The following is a 17583-nucleotide window of genomic DNA, read 5'->3' as shown; positions in this document are numbered from 1 at the left end:
ATAATCTATTATCACTCAATTATAGGGGGAATTGTGTAAGAAAAAAGCCTATTCGGAGTGCTTCCATCCACATCGAAACACCGAACAGACTTTTAATCAGAAACCTCTAGTTTCTAATATGCAACGAATCTAACGTACTTGTAGAAGGATATTTCACACGGAATTTTCGATTAACCGCGTCTATAATAGCCTTTTTAGCTGCAGGGTCAGGAGTGGATTCATCCTTCACCTCTTCATGAGGGAGCTTTACCTCAAAATCTACATGATTATGGTTGTAACGAATGGTACCTGAAACGATCACGATGAAATCCTCCAATAATAGCCATATTCTCCAAATCATTATTTCCCTCTACTTAAACACGGAAAACATAATAATTATGTTATTAAGTGTACAGCTAATAGGGCTGTCGTAGTCCTTTAAGGCTGAAGCTTTCTCTCCTAGCCTATTATTTAAACCAGCCCTTCTCCTTAAAACGAGAAATGGCTTCAATTCGATTACTCACCTCAAGCTTATCGAGAATGACAGAAATATAATTCCGTACTGTACCAGGAGTAATATAAAGCTGACTCGAAATTTCCTTCGTATTTTTTCCATCAGCCATCAGTTGAATGACCTGCTTTTCACGTTCCGTAAGTGGATTTTCATCTCCAAACGCCATATCAACCAATTCAGGGGCAAAAATACGTTGTCCTTCCATGATGGTGCGAATGGAATTGGCTAGTTCCTCACTGGGGCTGTCTTTTAATAGATACCCGCTGACACCGGCCTGTCGCGCACGTTCAAAATAGCCTGATCGAGCAAATGTGGTTAAAATGATCACTTTGCAAGGATGCTCTTTCAGCTCTTCTGCTGCATCAAGACCGCTCTTTAATGGCATTTCTATGTCCATAATACAAATATCAGGATTGTGTGTTTTTACTAGAGTACATGCTTCCTCACCGTTTTTGGCTTTCGCTACAACTTTCATATTTTCTTCTAAATCCAGAAGAGAACCAAGAGCCCCTAACAGCATTTGCTGGTCTTCAGCAATAACAATTCGAATCAATTACAACCCCTCCCGTTTAGTTTGTTTAATAACATTAGGTACACGAATATGAAGGGTTGTGCCGTTGGAAGATGACACATCCAGGCTGCCATTTACAAATTCAAGACGTTCCTTCATACCTTGAAGTCCATGCCCCTTAGAAACATCTTTCTTAGTTGGAACGCCTACACCATTATCTTCCACAGCAATAACTGTTTCCTTAGGTGTCTGTTTAACGGTCACGCTGCAGGAGGTAGCCTTACTATGTTTGACAACGTTGGTAACGGCCTCCTTCAAACTCATACTTAGTACGTTTTCAACTAATAAAGGGGTATGGGTTAGCTCTGACTCCCCTTCGAAATGGAACTCTATTTGTGCGGCTTCCAATATCTGTTGGACACGGATCATTTCATCTTCAAGTTTGGATCCCTTCATGTTGGAAACCATCTCTCGAACTTCTTTTAGCGCTGTGCGTGCCGTCTGGTGGATATCGTGAATTTCATTTCTTGCGGTGTCAGGTTTAGTGTCCATTAACTTTCCGGCCAAATCACTTTTTAACCCGATAAGGGACAGTTTCTGACCTAGAGTATCATGAAGATCGCGGGCGATGCGCTCTCTTTCTTCAATTACTCTTAATTGGGAAATGCGCTTATTAGCATCCTCCAATTGACCCTCTAATTTTAGCCGCTTATTGCGGTTGTATATTGTAAAAGGGAGCAGGATCACACCGATCATACTAATGATGATAAAAGGCAATTGCGTAAATAGTAATGGGCTCTTTGTAAAAAAAACAAGTGCAGTTACCGCTATTGTACTAACAAGATGAATGACGTATAACGTAAGAAAACCGGCCTTACTTTTGATGTTTCCGATGAAAAAAGCAATAAACAATGAAAAGTAAATGTACCCGAAAAACATCGTCATAATCATACTTATCGCCATTTCTATACTGACCCACAAATAAACAACCCCACTATTAGAAATAAAAGAGAGACGATAAGAAAGGAAAAATAATAAGATCATAAAAATACCAAAAATAATTTCGACTATGGACGATGATCGGAAAATGAAAAAGAAAGGCAGTCCACAGAAAATAATCCAAATATACGAACTTAAGCCTGTGTTTTTCGGGATAATGTGATACCAATGCTGCATAATTGTCTCCTCCATTGTTTTCAGTAGAAGGCTCTTCCCATAAGGTCATTATACCAGTGTTTCTAGTCTGTTCTTTCCATCTTACTACATAGTGAACCGATATATAAACAAGGAAAAATCCCATCCAATACGTATGGAATGGGATTTTTCGCATGGATATTATTTCTCTTGCAAGCTAGGCTGCTTATTTGGGAGCGTGCTGCCAGACTTCGCGTTGCGTAGAAGCGGTTTAACTTCCTTAAAGCTGACAAACGTCTTGTTTTCAGTATCATATAGACGAAACCTAATCGATTTCAAACTAGAAGCAAGTGTAATGGTCGTTGCCTTTTGTAAAGGAGGCGTGGATTCATGCGCCTCTTCCAATTTATAATTAGGAACTCTTGGACTTAAATGGTGAACATGGTGGAACCCAATACTTCCTGACACCCATTGCAGGATTTTCGGTAGCTTGTAGTAGGAGCTTCCATCAACAGCTGCCTTAACAAAATCCCACTGGTCTTCTTCTTCAAAATATGAATCTTCGAATTGATGCTGAACATAAAACAGCCAAATCCCAAGTGTGCCTGACACATAAAGAATTGGAACTTGTATGATCAGAAACGCCTGCCACCCAATCGCCCAGATTAAAAGGCTGTAAATGATAGCTACGGAAGCATTCGTTACATATGTGTTCAGTCGCTCCTTACGTTTCGCACCTTTACGATTGAAGCGATTTGAGATTAAGAACAGGTAGATCGGTCCTAATCCAAACATTATAATTGGATTGCGGTAGAGACGGTACGCCAGTCTGCCCCAGAAAGTTGCAGCCACATATTCATCGACTGTCATCACCCACACATCTCCTGTACCGCGTTTATCTAAATTACTACTTGTGGCGTGGTGAATGGAGTGATCTCGTTTCCACTTTTCAAAAGGGAACAAGGTAAGAATTCCGGTAATTGTTCCAATAATGCGGTTGGCTTTTTTATTTTTAAAAAATGACTGGTGCGTGCAATCGTGAAAAATGATAAAGATTCTAATAACGAAGCCACCGGCCACCATAGCTAACGGGATCGCCAGCCAAAGGGAAACGGCCAGGCTCTGGTAGGCAAGAAACCAAAGCAAGAAAAAAGGTACAAGTGTATTGATTAACTGCCTTACCCCTGCGGTTGTATCTGCTTTAGCAAACGAAGCTACATTCTTTTTCAGTTCAGTCTGTTTTTGTATACTCATGGGATTACTCCTTAGTGTTACAAACTTTATTTATATCTTTATTATAGGTAAAATACCAGGGAGTTATAAGACATAAACGTCAGGTGAGGTATATGATAAATGTCATGTATGGATTCACAACGAGAATAAAAAGTGTCTGTCCCTGATGCTGGGGACAGACACTTTGCTTCTATAGTGTTAGTTGAGTTCTAGACTAAGAAGAACTAGCTTCTTCTTCTTTATTTGCACCTTTCTTAGAAAATATTATCGCTATAATGACAATTAAAGCCATAACTCCCCAGAACGTAATTTTCCACCACGTGTGGTGGGTGAAGCCTTCTGGAACCAAGCCCCATTGAACATCAGGATGTGCAAGTGTGTGAATCGCAAGTTTTACCCCGACCCATGCGACAATAATGAATGCTGCTTTTTCTAGAACGGGATATTTCCTCATATATTTGACGACATAGTTGGCTGCGAATCGTATAAAAGCCAGACCAACGGCCATCCCAATGAAGACAACTAAAAATTTCCCGCCATCCATGCCCCCGAAGCTCGGCAGGGGTGTGTTAGGCAGGGCTACAGCGATAGCAACGGCAGCAAGAATAGAATCGATAGCAAAGGCAATATCCGTAAACTCCACTTTAGCAATAACCTTCCACAAGCTCTGGCTGCTATCGGATTGTGAATTGGAATCGGATTTGGATTTCTCTTGATCCTCTTTCTTGTTCTGTATCACATTCTTAACACCTAAATATATTAAGTAAGCTGCGCCAATCGCTTGGATTTGCCATATATTCACAACAAAAGAGATAGCAAATAAGGCAGCAAATCTAAAAACATATGCCCCGAAGATTCCGTAAAATAAAGCTTTTTTTCGTTTCTTTTCAGGGAGGTTTTTTACGAGTACACCCATGACGAGGGCGTTATCAGCTGATAGTAATCCTTCTAGGCCGATGATCACGAGGAGCGCCCATCCGTATTCAAGCCATAATCCCATTGGAAACCACCTTTCTACTCTAGACATGATAGTCTTTTCCCTATTGGAAAATGGAATAAACTCTTGGCGACCTCTTCCGTTAAAAAAGGGGAATTCGAGCTCTGATCAAATCCCGAATTCCCCCTCTTCTATATAGTTAAGCCGCATTGATATCCTTTTTATTCACATTTGCTTTAGTTTTCGCTCCTAATATGAATAGGAGAGCCAACACCCCGAGTATAGCTATACTAACGAATAGGTTCGACTCAATCAAGCGAATGAAGTTTCCAAGAACAATTCCAACTACACCAAAGTCTGCATCTCCAAAGGTGGTTCCTTGAAAGCCAAGAGAACCAAGTACAGGAAGTAATAACGCGGGCAAGAAACTAATCATTACACCATTTGCCATGGAGCCAAAAACAGCTCCTCGGCGGCCACCTGTTGCGTTTCCAAAGACTCCTGCTGCAGCCCCTGTGAAGAAGTGAGGAACCAATCCCGGTACAATTACACTTAATCCTAACAGCGGAAGGAATAACATACTGACAAGTCCTGCTGCAAAGCTACAAAGAAAGCCAATAATCACAGCGTTTCCTGCAAAAGGGAAGATGGCCGGAGCATCAAGGGCGGGTTTAGCATTAGGAACAATCTTATCAGCAATCCCTTTAAAGGCTGGTACAATTTCCCCTAACAGCATACGAACACCAGCTAGAATAATATACACCCCTGCTGCGAATGTAAGACCTTGCATAAAGGCAAACACAAGGAAGTTTTGACCTCCACTTAATTCTGATTCAACGAATGAAGGACCTGCAAACCCGGCAACTACGAAAAATAGAATAACCATTGTTAAGGATACTGACACTGATGTATCACGTAGAAATCCTAACGATTTTGGAACCTTAATTTCTTCCGTAGATTTGGAACCTTTTCCTACGGATTTTCCAACAACGGCAGATACAAAATATCCAATAGAACCGAAATGTCCAACTGCGAAATCATCAGAACCTGTCACTTTACGTGTAAAGGGTTGAAGCATAGCTGGTGAAAGCACCATTAAGGCTCCTAATATAATGGAACCTAGAACGATTACAGAAGCTCCGGAAAACCCTCCAGTTGTTAAGATTACGGCAATTAGACATGCCATGAACATTGTATGATGTCCGGTTAAAAAGATATATTTAAAAGGACTGAATCGTGCTAAGAGAATATTGACAATCATACCAAAGAGCATAATCATTGCCGTCTCTGTTCCAAAACTTTCTTGAGCAAGGGCGACGATAGCTTCATTGTTTGGAATGACACCTTCCACAGCAAATGCTTCATCAAACATACTGCTGAATTGAGCCAGGGATTGGACAAGTACATTAGCACCAGCATTAAGAATGACGAAACCCATCACTGTTTTCAATGTTCCTGAAACAACATCCCCTGAATTCTTACGTTGAACAAGCAGGCCTATTAATGCAAATAGACCGACTAGGATAGCGGGAGTACCTAAGATATCTTTCATGATTAAATCAACCATTTGTAACGCCCCTTTAGTTCAAATTTGAATTACAAATTGTTTTCTAATGCTTCACGGAGCTCGTTCTTATCCATTAAGTTTTTCAGCTTGACTACATTTTTGTTTCCATCTTCGAGGCTCTCAACTATATCTTCAGAACCTAGAAATAAATCAGCTTGTTCTGTCTTGGCTGTTGTTAGGTCTGTATGAGATACTTCAGCATCTTTACCCATATCTTTTAAGGCGGCCTTTACGTTCATTTCAACAATCATACTGCTTCCTAATCCATTTCCACATACAACTAATACTTTTTTCATTTCAAATTCCTCCTCTTATTTTCTACGCTTGAACATATTGGTTAATCAACTGAATCACACTATTGCTGTCATTTGCTGCAATTAACTGCTCAACATTTTCCTCGTTTGATAAAACTTCGGTCAGCTGGGCTAATGCTTTTAGATGAGTCTGGTTATCGATCGCAGCCAGTACAATAACTAGCTGTGCCCGATGCTTTTCTTTTTCAGAAAAATAGACGGGTTCTTTCAGCCGAAGTAAGCTCATTCCTAAACGTTCCACCCCTGTTTCTGGGCGGGCATGTGGAATGGCAATTCGTGGAGCGATCACGATATAAGGACCTAACTCGTTTACATTTTCAATCATTGCATTAACGTAATGGGAGTGGATAGAATGCTGTTCAATCAATGGTTGAGCAGCAAAGGTAATCGCTTCCTCCCAACTTGAAACAGAGTCTCTAAATTGAATGGTTTGGTCGGTTAATAATTCATTGAGCATTGGTTTTCTTAACTCCTTTGTTCCGGAGGTTTTGTTCTCCAATAACTGATTTAAGGATCTCCTAAGTTCATCTTTTTCATGAATAGTTGCATGACGCTCTATGACCTCCATTACATGGTCGGTAGGATCTTTTGGAGAACCTTTGGAATAGAAGAGCTCATTCATCCGCTTCATAACATGTTCTTTTTCAAGGTTGGTCAAAATAGCTGGGACATGTATAACAGGGGTGTTCTTCGGTTTAATAAAATTAGTAGAAAATATAATATCTGCATGATCGTGACCTGCCTGATACTCCCTCATAGAAAGGGTGGCTGTCACATCTAGTCCTGCAATTAAATTTTCTAGTTGTGATCGTAGCATGTTAGAAGTGCCTATCCCGTTTTCACAGACAATAATGGCTTTGAACTTCGTTTCTACCTTTTTCTTCTCCTTAGTAAGCCAGCCGCCAAAGTGTAAGGTAATATAGGCGGCTTCTTCGTCGGGAATTGGTTGACCGACATAATATTCTAAGTGTATCATGACACGCTTCGTTAAATGATAAATATCCTGATAGTTTTCTTGTATACTATCTGAGAGCTCATTCGCGATTTGCACACCATATTTCAACCGGTAGTAGGTTGGTTTTATATGGGAGATCAGATTTTCTTCCAGGCCTTGTCTATCGTCAAATATGACGCAGGAATAGGTTTGGAAGTCAGAAACCATGCGTTGAACGACTTGTTTTAGCCCAGCCATTTCTTGTCTGGTATATCTACTAAAATCGTCATGTTGCACTTTTGCCCCAAGCAGATTCATTGCAACAAAACAAACTTCATCATCTGGAAATAAAATGTCCCATAAATACTCAAGTTTTTGGGTGATAAGCAAGGAAGCTTGGTAGGCTTCGGTTTGTTTTAGGATTCCCTTTTCCTCGGAGTCCACATGGATGAAGCTCTTCGAATGAATTCGCCTTATAATAATTAAAATTTGCAGAGATAACATCTCTACCATTTCATCTGTGAGTGTTAATCCCATTTTTTCTTCTGCGTCGTATAGCAGGCTCTTTACATGTTCTCTTCGGTCTAGTTTTTGGGAAGGGTCTTTCGATTCGGGTTGAACCATCTTATGAACTTCAGGACGAACATTATGCCAATTTTCATGAGAGAAAATGGTCGACAGGAGGTCTGAAAGTATTTTTCTTTTTACTTCCTCTGACCCACTCAAGTGATAGCCTACTCCTTTGTTATAATGCAAAAACAACCCATGCTGCATAAAATCTTGTTTGATAACTTGTAGAGCTTTGGCCACGGTTCCTCGACTCATCCCGGTAATTTCCATGAATGTTTTCATGGAGGCATCGTGTTCTTCTAATAGGATTTTCGCTTTAATGAGCAGTTCACGTTCTGGCTTAGATAGTTGGTATTGCCAAACGTCAAAACTTTCCTCATTGGAAATAATAACTTTGTTTCTAGAACGTTGAGGTAAGAAATATCCCTTGCCATGCTTATTTTCGATTGGATCTAATCCCTGACCTGTAAGCCAGCCATTAATATGCTCAAGATCATAATAAATGGTTCGTTGTGACACCTTCATTTTATCGACCAGATTTTTAGTTGGGATGGGAGTCGTAGATTGTCGAATGACGGATAATAAGTGTGCACGCCTTTTATCCAGTACCATGTGATTCTCCCCTTTACCGGTATTTTCATTGTCTTAATTTGCAAATTTATACTTGTTTATGAGTGGATGATCATCACTTGACTTAAGTATAATCCCTATTGCATCAATATGTAAGTGGTTTCATTGTTCATAATTTGTATAAACTAAATTTGCAAAAGTGAACGAATAGTTGGTTAAGGAGGGCGAACGATGATGAATAGGCCAATTTGGCCTATTCGAAGAGTGAGCGCCGATAAAGCAAGAAAGGCCACACGATAAACCAGACCAAAAAAAGCGTGGCTTTTTTCCTCGGGATAAAAGTCGTATAATGAAGGAATGGATTAAAGACAGAAGCGGGTGGAACGATCATGGTTCGCAGAAGAAATTCTAAAACAATAAATCCAGCGTCTGGGGCAATTGTCATGGCGATCGGGATATTCCTGTTTGCCCCGATCAATGCTTTTCCTTTTTTACATCAAGTGCTGGGAGGGATACTTGCAGCTGGACTTGGTATAGTAGGGATTAGCATTTATCAGGGTTTGACGAGGCAATTTTTTGATCGGAATTTCCTGATTCCTTTTTTAAGGAATCCGGTAAACTCCTTTACGATGGGGACGTGGATCGCAGGGATATCTGTCCTGTGTAATGTGATAGAGAAGTATTATCCTGCGACGATTCTGGTCGTGCAAACCATCGCAGCTGTAAACACTCTTTTGTGGGTCGTTTTTCTACTAAGCTGTGCCTATAATTTTAAAGAGTTAATGGCGCGTCCTACGAGTCATGCTATTCATGGAGTCGTTTTGTTATCGACAGTGGCTACCCAGTCTGTGGTCATTGCCTGGATTAATTTGTTTTCTTTTATACCACAATCTTTGATCAATATAGTGATAGGGCTTGGGTTCATCTTTTATTTGTGTGGTGTAACATTAATTGTTGTTCGTTATGGAAGTGAAGCGGAATGGACGTTAGCTGACCATTGGACTAATACGAATTGCATTATTCATGGGGCGCTCTCCATTACAGGCTTGGCACTTGTGTCTGCTGATGCAGGGACTTCCTTGTTTTTGATGATCTTCTGGTTAGTTGTGTTTGCCCTTCTTATTGTAGTTGAATCGTTAGAAGCAATACGGGCAGTAAAGCGAATTCGCCAATTAGGCTGGAGGAAAGGGCTGTTTACGTACAATATTAGTCAGTGGTCAAGAAATTTTACGTTTGGCATGTTTTACGCGTTCTCGATGACTATGCATAGTAATCCTCATTATATGAATGCTATGTATAACTTCCACGAATCATTTTTAGCCATTTGGGCATGGATTGTTCTAATTGCTCTCATTATAGAAACTTTCCTCTGGGCTGATTCGAAGTTGGGTATTCTTGATGAAAAAATGAATGAAAAGGCTATTTAAACCTTTTTGCAGGCTGATGGCTCACAGGTCCCAGTATATCAGGGGCCTTTTTATTATGGTTTTTACCTTAAGAATAATCTCAACGAAATGCAGCAGACTACATAATATCTTTTTATGTGACGTCAAAATGGTGTGATTATGGCAGCAACCTTATTTTTTATAAAAACGGGTGTATCAGGAGGGATTTTGAAAAGGAGAATGAATGACGAGGGAGGATGCTTATGAATGGGGAAAAATTCTATTGAGAAACTGTTCTGGAGTATTGCCCTGCCGGGGTTTGGCCAACTGCTAAATGGAAAATACGTGAAGGGGATTCTCTTCATAGCACTTGAGTTTATCATTAATGTTCAAGCTAACTTTAACCAGGTCATCCTGTTAAGCTTCCGTGGTCAGATTCAAGAGGCGATTGAGCAAGCAAATTATGGCTGGCTGATGTTCTATCCATGTTTATACTTTTTTGCGATGTGGGATGCCTATAAGGATGCGGGAGGCGGCAGGACTGCTTTCTCCTTTTTCCCTTTTGTATTTGCTGCTTACTTTGTAACGGTCGGGACTATGTTTTCAGGGACGAGGGTGCTTGGTGTGTTGTGGGGGCCAATCTGGCTGCCCATCCTTTCCGTGATTCCTGGTGTAGCAGTCGGATTTCTTGTGAGAATAATAGTGAGGAAGTGGGTGGGTACCGAGTAATGATCCACCCTTTTCATATATAGGAATGTAAAAGCCAATCTCCCAAAAAGGAAGATTGGCTCGATAGAATTTATAGTGGCCGGTCATCGAATTTATAATGGACAGGCCCAGGAGCAACCGCTGCGTTCTCAAGTGCGGGGGTATCAGGTCGGGCAATTTGGTAAACAGCGGCCCCGACAATTTCTGTTACTTCTTGAAGTTTTTCTTTACTGATTTTATCTAGAGTATCTTGTGGAGAATGGTACCAAGGCTCAAGTGGCGCATGAATGAATAGAGCTGCTGGTATGCCGCGCTGGAAGAATGGAACGTGGTCACTTCGCCCAAGCTGACCGTATTCAACTACTTCCGCAACCCTGGCTCCGGCTGCAGCGCCTAAATCTGTGACGAGATTCTTTTGGCCATCAGGTGTGAACATGATCAGTTCTCCCGCATCACGGCTTCCGACCATATCCATTTGGAAGTGCCCCACAGTACGCTCAACTTCATCTTCACTTAAAGTGCTAGCGTAATGATAAGAACCGACAAGCCCCTTTTCCTCTGCTCCAAATGTCATGAAGCGAAGTTCTGTGTCCGTTGGCGTTTTTGCCATAATTTTAGCGAGTTCTAATACGGCGGATACGCCTGAGGCATCATCATTGGCCCCTGGCCCTCCTGCTACAGAGTCATGGTGTGCCCCGATCATCACAATCTGACCGTTATCCTTTTTCTTGTGAGGTTCTTTCGTTGCAATGACATTGTAGGAGGTTTTATCGATCGGTCCTGCATCTTCAACCGTTAAGGTTGCATTTACCTCTTCCGTTTTCAAACGTTCGACAAGTTCCAGCCCCGCTTCCCGTTTAATTGCAACGGCAGGGATGTCTTGTCCATCATACGTATAGCCAAAATGGTTACCTGACTGGCCTTCACCATTAAACATGATGACACCGACAGCCCCATTTTCCATTACATTTTGTACCTTGTCATAAAAAGTATAAGTTCCTCGTTCGATTAATGCGATTTTCCCTTTAACTTCACTTCCTGCTTCCTCGGGGGCTCCTAAACCTACATATTCTAGAGGTGCTTCCACACTGGTATTTATAGAGCCATTGAAAGTATGGACGTCACCTGAGAACTCTTGGCTATTGATGGAAATAGTTGAAGTGCCGCCGTCCCATTCTTGAAACGTAAATGGTTGAATCTCCGTATCATATCCATAGCTCTCAAATTCATCTTTAATATATTGAACAGCTTCATATTCTCCTTGTGTTCCTGCTTCGCGGGGGTTCTCCGAAAGCAAGGCAATATGGTTGTACATCCGGTTCACGTCAATTTTCTTTATCACCTTATTGTCAAAAGCATGATCTGCATTCTTGTTGGGAGTATGTTCATACGCAGTTGCGGTTAAAGGTACTGAACTTACTACCAACCCAGCAGCTAATAAAAAGGTAAGCAGTTTCTTAGGCATTCTTTATTCCTCCTCGTGTAATGAAAATCTACTAATGTCATTATTCCATTTTTTCAAAATTTGGCAAATCGAATAAAGAGAGAGCTTTCTCTTGAGATGCACACTTATTTCCTAATATTGGTTGTAGAGGTTTATACGGATATGTCGAATGGATGAGACAATAGATCTGGAAATTTTTAAATAACAGAGGGGAGAACGATGATCATGCTACCAATGAATCATTTTTCTGGATTCAAAAAAAGGAAGGCCGGTTTGAGGGCCCTCCTCTTGTGTTCTACACATTTCAAGAGTCTTCACATCCGGTAAACCCAATCACAATTTTTGATCATAGCTTCATCGTGGGTCACCATAATTGTAGCGATGTTTCGTTTCCTCGTCTCGTTAGCAAGCAAGTTGACTACTGATTTTCCTCGATCACGGTCGAGGCTTGCGGTCGGTTCATCTGCCAGAATAAGGCTTGGCTGATTCATCAAGGCACGAGCGATGGCAACACGTTGTTGTTCTCCTCCTGATAGATGTTCAGGGTAATGGCTGCTGCGCTCGGTTAAGCCGAGATGGGTAAGCAAGTCTTCCGCGCGCTTCGTAATTTTATTTTTCTGATGAATGAGTTGACCGATGAGTTGTAATTGTTCTTTCACGGTTAAGAAAGGGACTAGGTTCGCACCTTGAAAAATAAAGCCAATTTCCTCAAGGCGCAAGTTGGTCTGTTCTTTTTTTGAAAGGTGATGGACATTTCGTCCGCTTAGTTTCACTTCGCCCCCCGTAGGGTTGGTTAACGCCCCGATGATCGACAGCAGTGTACTTTTACCAGATCCAGATGGTCCCAAAATGGCTCCGAATTCACCTGTCCTTACGCTCATGGACACATGGTTCAATACAGTGATCGTTTCGTTTCCTTGTTCATATTTCTTCGATACATGGTCCAATTCTAAGATTTCACTCATCATTTCACACTCCCGATAGCTTCTAGTGGATCAACAGAAGAGATACTTCTAAAGGATAGGAGGGATCCAATCCACGCCATAAGTAAAATAAGTCCACTGTTGAACAAAATCATTCCGATCGACAACTCAAACGGTACGCCTCCTGGGATGATCAAGGTCAGTCCATAGGTAAGGGCGACCCCTGCAGCAATCCCAACTACTGACAACATAGATATTTGGGCAAAGAGGGCACTTAGCAGGATACGTACTTTAGTTCCAATGGCTTTCAGCACACCGTACTGGTGAAGCTTCTGCAAGGTCATCACATAGAAAAAGGTTGCGAGAACGATGGCTGAAATAATGAGTAAAAAAGTTACCATCATGGTCAATGATCCTTGTTCAGCTGAATAGCCTGGGACATTAGCAAGGATATCTTCCTTTTGGACGGCGTCGACCGATGCAGGAAGATCTTTCGAGGCCTTTGTTGAAAACAAGACTGCCTGATACGTGTCAAAAACTGACTGCCAGGTGTCTAACCCAGTGATCAGTGCTGGAGTATGCCCGTAGCTATATCGTTGTTTAGTAAAGCCTTTCACCGTCCATGTCGTTTCGTTGTATGTGAAGGAATCACCTATATTTATGCCTTGTTGCTTGAGGCTGGGATCTGCCAGCACTTCATACGGTTCCAATTTGGAAACACCGTTCGATTCGGGCATGAATTTACTCACCTGATCGAAGGCAAATAAGCTAACATTCAATGGTTCGCCATCCTGCTTTATTTCGATCATCTGCATACCAAGCAGGGAACCTCGCTGAATCGCCTCAATATCTGCTTTAGCTAATTGTGATCGTTCCAGCTGATGTTTGTCAGCCGCTTCGACAACATAAGCTTCGGCTGGTATACTTTTTATGGCGGAGGCATTATCGACAGCCAGGCCATTCGCAAGTCCTGAGATCGAGAGAATAAGGGCTGTAATAAGCGTAATTATGCCGATAATTAATACATATCTGAGTTTTGCATAGCGCATTTCTTTCCATGCTAGAAACATAAAAAATCACCTTCCTTTTCATGACTTCTCTTTTATCATAAAAGGGAAGTATGAACGGAAGATGAACAAGTCATTAAGGAAGGGTCACAGTAAATATTGTTCCTTTATTGAGTTGGCTTTTGGCGGTGATATCGCCATCATGGAGGGTAATGATCTTTTTAACAATCGACAGGCCGAGTCCGCTGCTGTCTTTCTGCTGGCCTCGTGATGCATCCGCTTTGTAAAAACGATCAAACATTTTCTCCTGATCTTCAGAAGAGATCCCGATGCCGTTATCTTCAATGGTAAATTGAATTCCTTCTTTGTATTTGGTTACGGTCATATTTATTTCGCCTGCTTCCGACGTGTATTTGATACTGTTTGTCAAAAGATTTTCGAAAGCCTGGTAAAGTAGTTCTTCGCTACCGTTGTAAGAAACATCTTCAGCTTCAAGGCTGACAGCGATATCTTTGGATTCCCACAACCAGCGTGTTTGTTGAAGGAGGTGCTGCAATAAAGGAGCTACCTTGAAAGCATCGTGCTGATCGATGATCGTATCCTTATCAAGAGCTGCCAGTGTGAGCAGCTGTCTGCTCAACTTCGAAAGTCGTGTACTTTCCGATTCGATGACCTGCAAGTAATGATCTCGCTCTTTCGTTGAGAGGGAAGACGAGCGCAGCAATCTCGCATAGCCTTTCATGGAAGAAAGGGGTGTGCGGATTTCGTGGGAAACATTTGAGACAAACTCCTGACGCATATTCTCCACACGCTTAAGCTTACGGCTCATGGAATGAAACGATTTCGCTAGTGTTCCGATCTCATCTTTACGGTTTTGCTTTAACCGAATCGAGTACTGTCCATCAGCAATCTTCTCAGTCGCGTCCGTTAAGTCTTTCACTGGGCGGACAATGTAACGGGTACTGAACAGCACAAGAACCATGCTCAACAGAATTGTAAATACGAGCAGCACGGCAAGCAAGATGTGGATCTCATTGAACTGCTGCTCAATGTTAGGTCTCATAAACAATGCATGTGTCTCCCCGTTGATCTCGACCGGCACCCCAATGCTGTTCGTCAATTCGTTTGAGAAAAATCCGGTAACAAAGGTTTGGCCGGGATAATTCTCCATCCCGTGGTACGTGGCGCCGCTGAGAACTTTGTTTATAGACTCATTAGAGAGAGATTGATCACGAAAAGGAGCTCCGTAAAAGGTGCCGCTCCCTTCTCCATCCGTTAAGTAAAATTGATAGCTTAGTTCAGCGGTTTGCTTGAAAAAAGTATCAGCTTGTAAAGTGGTATCATGATAAAGCTGAACAATGTCTTTTGCAATTTCAGTGTTTTTGGCGTCATTGGCAGGTTTTAGAACCTGCTGGTAGTAAATATTCGCCCCAATAAAGGCGATCACACTGCTAACCAGCATAATTAACAAAGTAACAACGACAATTCGCAAATAAAGTGTCCTCATTTATGCTTCCTCCAACTTGTATCCAACCCCACGCACTGTTTTGATCGAAAAGTCGGCAGAATCTTTGAATCGTTGGCGTAACCGTTTAATATGAACGTCAACAGTTCGATCGTCTCCTTCAAATTCTAATCCCCAAACTTTGTCTATGAGTTCCTCTCTTGTGAATGTCCGGTTCGGAAAGCTGCCGAGCTGGTACAGTAGTTCAAACTCTTTTAAGGGAAGGATGGTAATTTTTGGACCCTGTTTCACCTCATATGAACGCTTATCGAGCTTTGTTCGATTCAACTCAATCACTTGTGAACTGACACGGTTGAACCTTCTAAGAATGGCTTGGACACGAAATAGCAGCTCATCCTCTTCAAACGGCTTCACCATATAATCATCCGTACCTGCTTTATAGCTTTTTGCCTTATTAAACAGACTGTCCTTTGCTGTTAAAATAATGATCGGAATATCATAAACTTCTCTTATCTCTTTTGACAGTTGAAAGCCATCCTTATTCGGCATCATTAGATCCACGATGGTTAAATCTATCGTATGGTTTTCGAGCTTGGTTGAAGCATCTGCTCCATCAGCTGCTTCAAGAACGTTGTATCCGTTCTGCTCTAGATGAACACGTACGAGTTTCCGCAAATGAGTATCATCATCAACGACTAGTATTCTGATCATCTAATCACCTCAATCTTTATATGTCAGCTAGTACTTAGATTATATCAGAGCTGTATGTACATTCATTTATTCTCCTCTGTTTCTTTTTTTATTGTTCTCTTGTTCATGATTTTTCACATTTAATAGATAGGGATTTTGGCCGATATAAAAAGCAGCATAGAAACAATAGGAGGATGACCATGTTCCAACTTTTTGCCATAAAAACAAAAGAGAAGCAGCCATCTTTTTCATTTGATGAAGACGTTAAAGGATTGATCCAGCTTGAGCGAGGCTCTGATCTAGATAAACAGCTTAAAATGGTTGATTTAACGACCAACGATTTGTCTACATTGAAAGCTCTGCAACCGTTCGTTTCAAAAAACATTCATGAAATTGTCAACCAATTCTACAAAAACCTTACGCATCAGGAATCGCTTATGACGATCATTAACGAACATAGTTCAATAGAGCGGCTTAAGCAGACACTGACTGTACATATTCAAGAGATGTTTAACGGTGTGATTGATACTAATTTTGTCGAAACAAGAAAGCGTATTGCTGCGGTTCATGTTCACATCGGTCTGCAGCCCAAATGGTACATGTGTGCGTTTCAAGACTTACTGCTCTCCTTAATTGGAATTTTAGAAAAGGAGATAACGGATCAGATTCATTTTAGTAAAGCGGTCCGTGCGGCTACAAAAATCTTAAATTTGGAGCAGCAAATCGTACTGGAGCTATTTGAAGAAGAAAACTTACGAATAAGGGCACAGGATGCAGAAGAAAAAGAGCGATCTTACCGCAGAATTGAGCAGATGTCTCAGGAGTTGGCGGCTATTTCTCAGCAAGCCAGTGCCTCTACGGAACAGTTAACGGATCAATCGGAGAAAATTTTAGCCGATTCTAAAAAAGGAACTGAAGTTGCGCAAGACGTTGAACATCAATCCTCTGAGGGAAAGAAGCAGCTTGAACTACAGCAACAGCAAATGAACCATATTAAGGAAAGCATCAAGAACATTTCAACCGAGATGGAATCTTTAAAAGGCGTTGCGGAGGAGATTAGTAAAATTGTCACCATCGTTTCTTCCATTGCTGAGCAAACAAACCTGCTTTCACTAAACGCTTCGATTGAAGCAGCCCGCGCAGGGGAACATGGGGCAGGATTCACAGTGGTTGCGAATGAAGTGAGGAAATTGTCAGAGCAAACAAAGTCTTCTGTATCCGAGGTTTCTAAGCTTATTCAATCAACAAATGGCCAGATTCACAATGTTTCCCATAATGTGCTTGATATTGACCAATTAATCACGGAGGGCACTGATAAAATGGACCAAACCAACCACTTCTTCACTGAGATTGTAGAGGCGATGGCTAAAAACAAACAATATAATTCAGGCATTGAACAGGAACTTGAAGGTTTTTCTCAAGTGATCCAGGAAATTAATGATGCAGTATCGCAAGTAGCTGCCTCATCCCAACAGTTACCAGAAATAACTGAATAGCATGATCTGAAGGTGACCCTGGTAAAGGGTCACTTTTTGATGCCTCCTATTAGTGTAGATCCATAATTGCTCTGGCGTCCTGTGTAAAAAGTCGGCACAACCTGTTAATACTTGGTTCATTTTTCCTAATAAATGCAATTAATTAATTGAATATTGAAACAATTATACTGTACCAAAATAACGATTAGTAAATTTTTAACTA

General features: G+C 41.3%; 16 protein-coding genes. 3 read left to right on the top strand and 13 right to left on the bottom strand.

From position 1 onward, the window contains the following. Window positions 1-106: 106 nt before the first annotated feature. From P9989_RS20980 to P9989_RS20945, 8 genes are all read right to left on the bottom strand, one after another. Entirely contained in the window at window positions 107-340 is a 234-nt protein-coding gene (locus tag P9989_RS20980) for a hypothetical protein (protein ID WP_283076776.1), read from the bottom strand. Window positions 341-446: 106 nt separating this feature from the next. After that, complete coding sequence (locus P9989_RS20975; protein WP_283076775.1) at window positions 447-1046, bottom strand: response regulator transcription factor; 600 nt, start codon at window positions 1044-1046, stop codon at window positions 447-449. After that, the gene (locus P9989_RS20970; RefSeq protein WP_283079009.1) at window positions 1047-2180 is read right to left on the bottom strand and encodes a sensor histidine kinase; all 1134 of its coding nucleotides are present in this window, start codon (window positions 2178-2180) and stop codon (window positions 1047-1049) included. Window positions 2181-2339: 159 nt separating this feature from the next. After that, window positions 2340-3392 carry a Delta(5) desaturase DesA gene (gene desA / locus P9989_RS20965; RefSeq protein WP_283076774.1) on the bottom strand — a complete coding sequence of 351 codons (1053 nt, stop codon included), beginning with the start codon at window positions 3390-3392 and terminating at the stop codon, window positions 2340-2342. 193 nt (window positions 3393-3585) lie between these two features. Next, window positions 3586-4371: a TerC family protein gene (locus P9989_RS20960; protein WP_283076773.1), complete on the bottom strand. Its 786-nt coding sequence runs from the start codon at window positions 4369-4371 to the stop codon at window positions 3586-3588. Window positions 4372-4507: 136 nt separating this feature from the next. Then, a complete protein-coding gene (gene ulaA / locus P9989_RS20955; protein WP_283076772.1) occupies window positions 4508-5875 on the bottom strand; it encodes a PTS ascorbate transporter subunit IIC in 1368 nt (455 codons plus the stop codon). Between the two features lie 29 nt (window positions 5876-5904). Beyond that, window positions 5905-6171 carry a PTS sugar transporter subunit IIB gene (locus tag P9989_RS20950; protein WP_244755292.1) on the bottom strand — a complete coding sequence of 89 codons (267 nt, stop codon included), beginning with the start codon at window positions 6169-6171 and terminating at the stop codon, window positions 5905-5907. Window positions 6172-6193: 22 nt separating this feature from the next. After that, window positions 6194-8305, bottom strand: coding sequence for a BglG family transcription antiterminator (locus tag P9989_RS20945; RefSeq protein WP_283076771.1), 2112 nt, complete (start codon window positions 8303-8305; stop codon window positions 6194-6196). A 347-nt stretch (window positions 8306-8652) separates the two neighbouring features. Between P9989_RS20945 and P9989_RS20940 the strand changes: the two genes are divergently transcribed. Then, a complete protein-coding gene (locus P9989_RS20940; protein WP_283076770.1) occupies window positions 8653-9690 on the top strand; it encodes a TDT family transporter in 1038 nt (345 codons plus the stop codon). A 225-nt stretch (window positions 9691-9915) separates the two neighbouring features. Continuing rightward, window positions 9916-10377, top strand: coding sequence for a hypothetical protein (locus P9989_RS20935; protein ID WP_283076769.1), 462 nt, complete (start codon window positions 9916-9918; stop codon window positions 10375-10377). 70 nt (window positions 10378-10447) lie between these two features. Here P9989_RS20935 and P9989_RS20930 read toward each other — a convergent pair whose 3' ends face one another. The 5 genes from P9989_RS20930 to P9989_RS20910 form a co-directional block, all read right to left on the bottom strand. Further along, window positions 10448-11821, bottom strand: a complete 1374-nt coding sequence (locus tag P9989_RS20930; protein WP_283076768.1) for a M28 family peptidase — start codon at window positions 11819-11821, stop codon at window positions 10448-10450. Between the two features lie 293 nt (window positions 11822-12114). Beyond that, window positions 12115-12765, bottom strand: a complete 651-nt coding sequence (locus P9989_RS20925) for an ABC transporter ATP-binding protein (RefSeq protein ID WP_283076767.1) — start codon at window positions 12763-12765, stop codon at window positions 12115-12117. After that, window positions 12765-13793, bottom strand: a complete 1029-nt coding sequence (locus P9989_RS20920) for an ABC transporter permease (protein ID WP_283076766.1) — start codon at window positions 13791-13793, stop codon at window positions 12765-12767. Before P9989_RS20920 ends, P9989_RS20925 begins: the two co-directional genes overlap by 1 nt. Window positions 13794-13866: 73 nt before the next feature. After that, window positions 13867-15237: a sensor histidine kinase gene (locus P9989_RS20915; RefSeq protein WP_283076765.1), complete on the bottom strand. Its 1371-nt coding sequence runs from the start codon at window positions 15235-15237 to the stop codon at window positions 13867-13869. Beyond that, the gene (locus P9989_RS20910) at window positions 15238-15906 is read right to left on the bottom strand and encodes a response regulator transcription factor (RefSeq protein ID WP_283076764.1); all 669 of its coding nucleotides are present in this window, start codon (window positions 15904-15906) and stop codon (window positions 15238-15240) included. 179 nt (window positions 15907-16085) lie between these two features. Here P9989_RS20910 and P9989_RS20905 point away from each other — a divergent pair, with 179 nt between their 5' ends. Beyond that, a complete protein-coding gene (locus tag P9989_RS20905; protein WP_283076763.1) occupies window positions 16086-17381 on the top strand; it encodes a globin-coupled sensor protein in 1296 nt (431 codons plus the stop codon). Window positions 17382-17583 lie beyond the last annotated feature (202 nt).

Origin of the sequence: Halobacillus naozhouensis, assembly GCF_029714185.1 — a bacterium.
Lineage (GTDB): Bacteria > Bacillota > Bacilli > Bacillales > Halobacillaceae > Halobacillus_A > Halobacillus_A naozhouensis.
The sequence above is the reverse complement of the archived record's forward strand: the minus strand, read 5'-3'. Positions and strand labels throughout refer to the sequence as shown.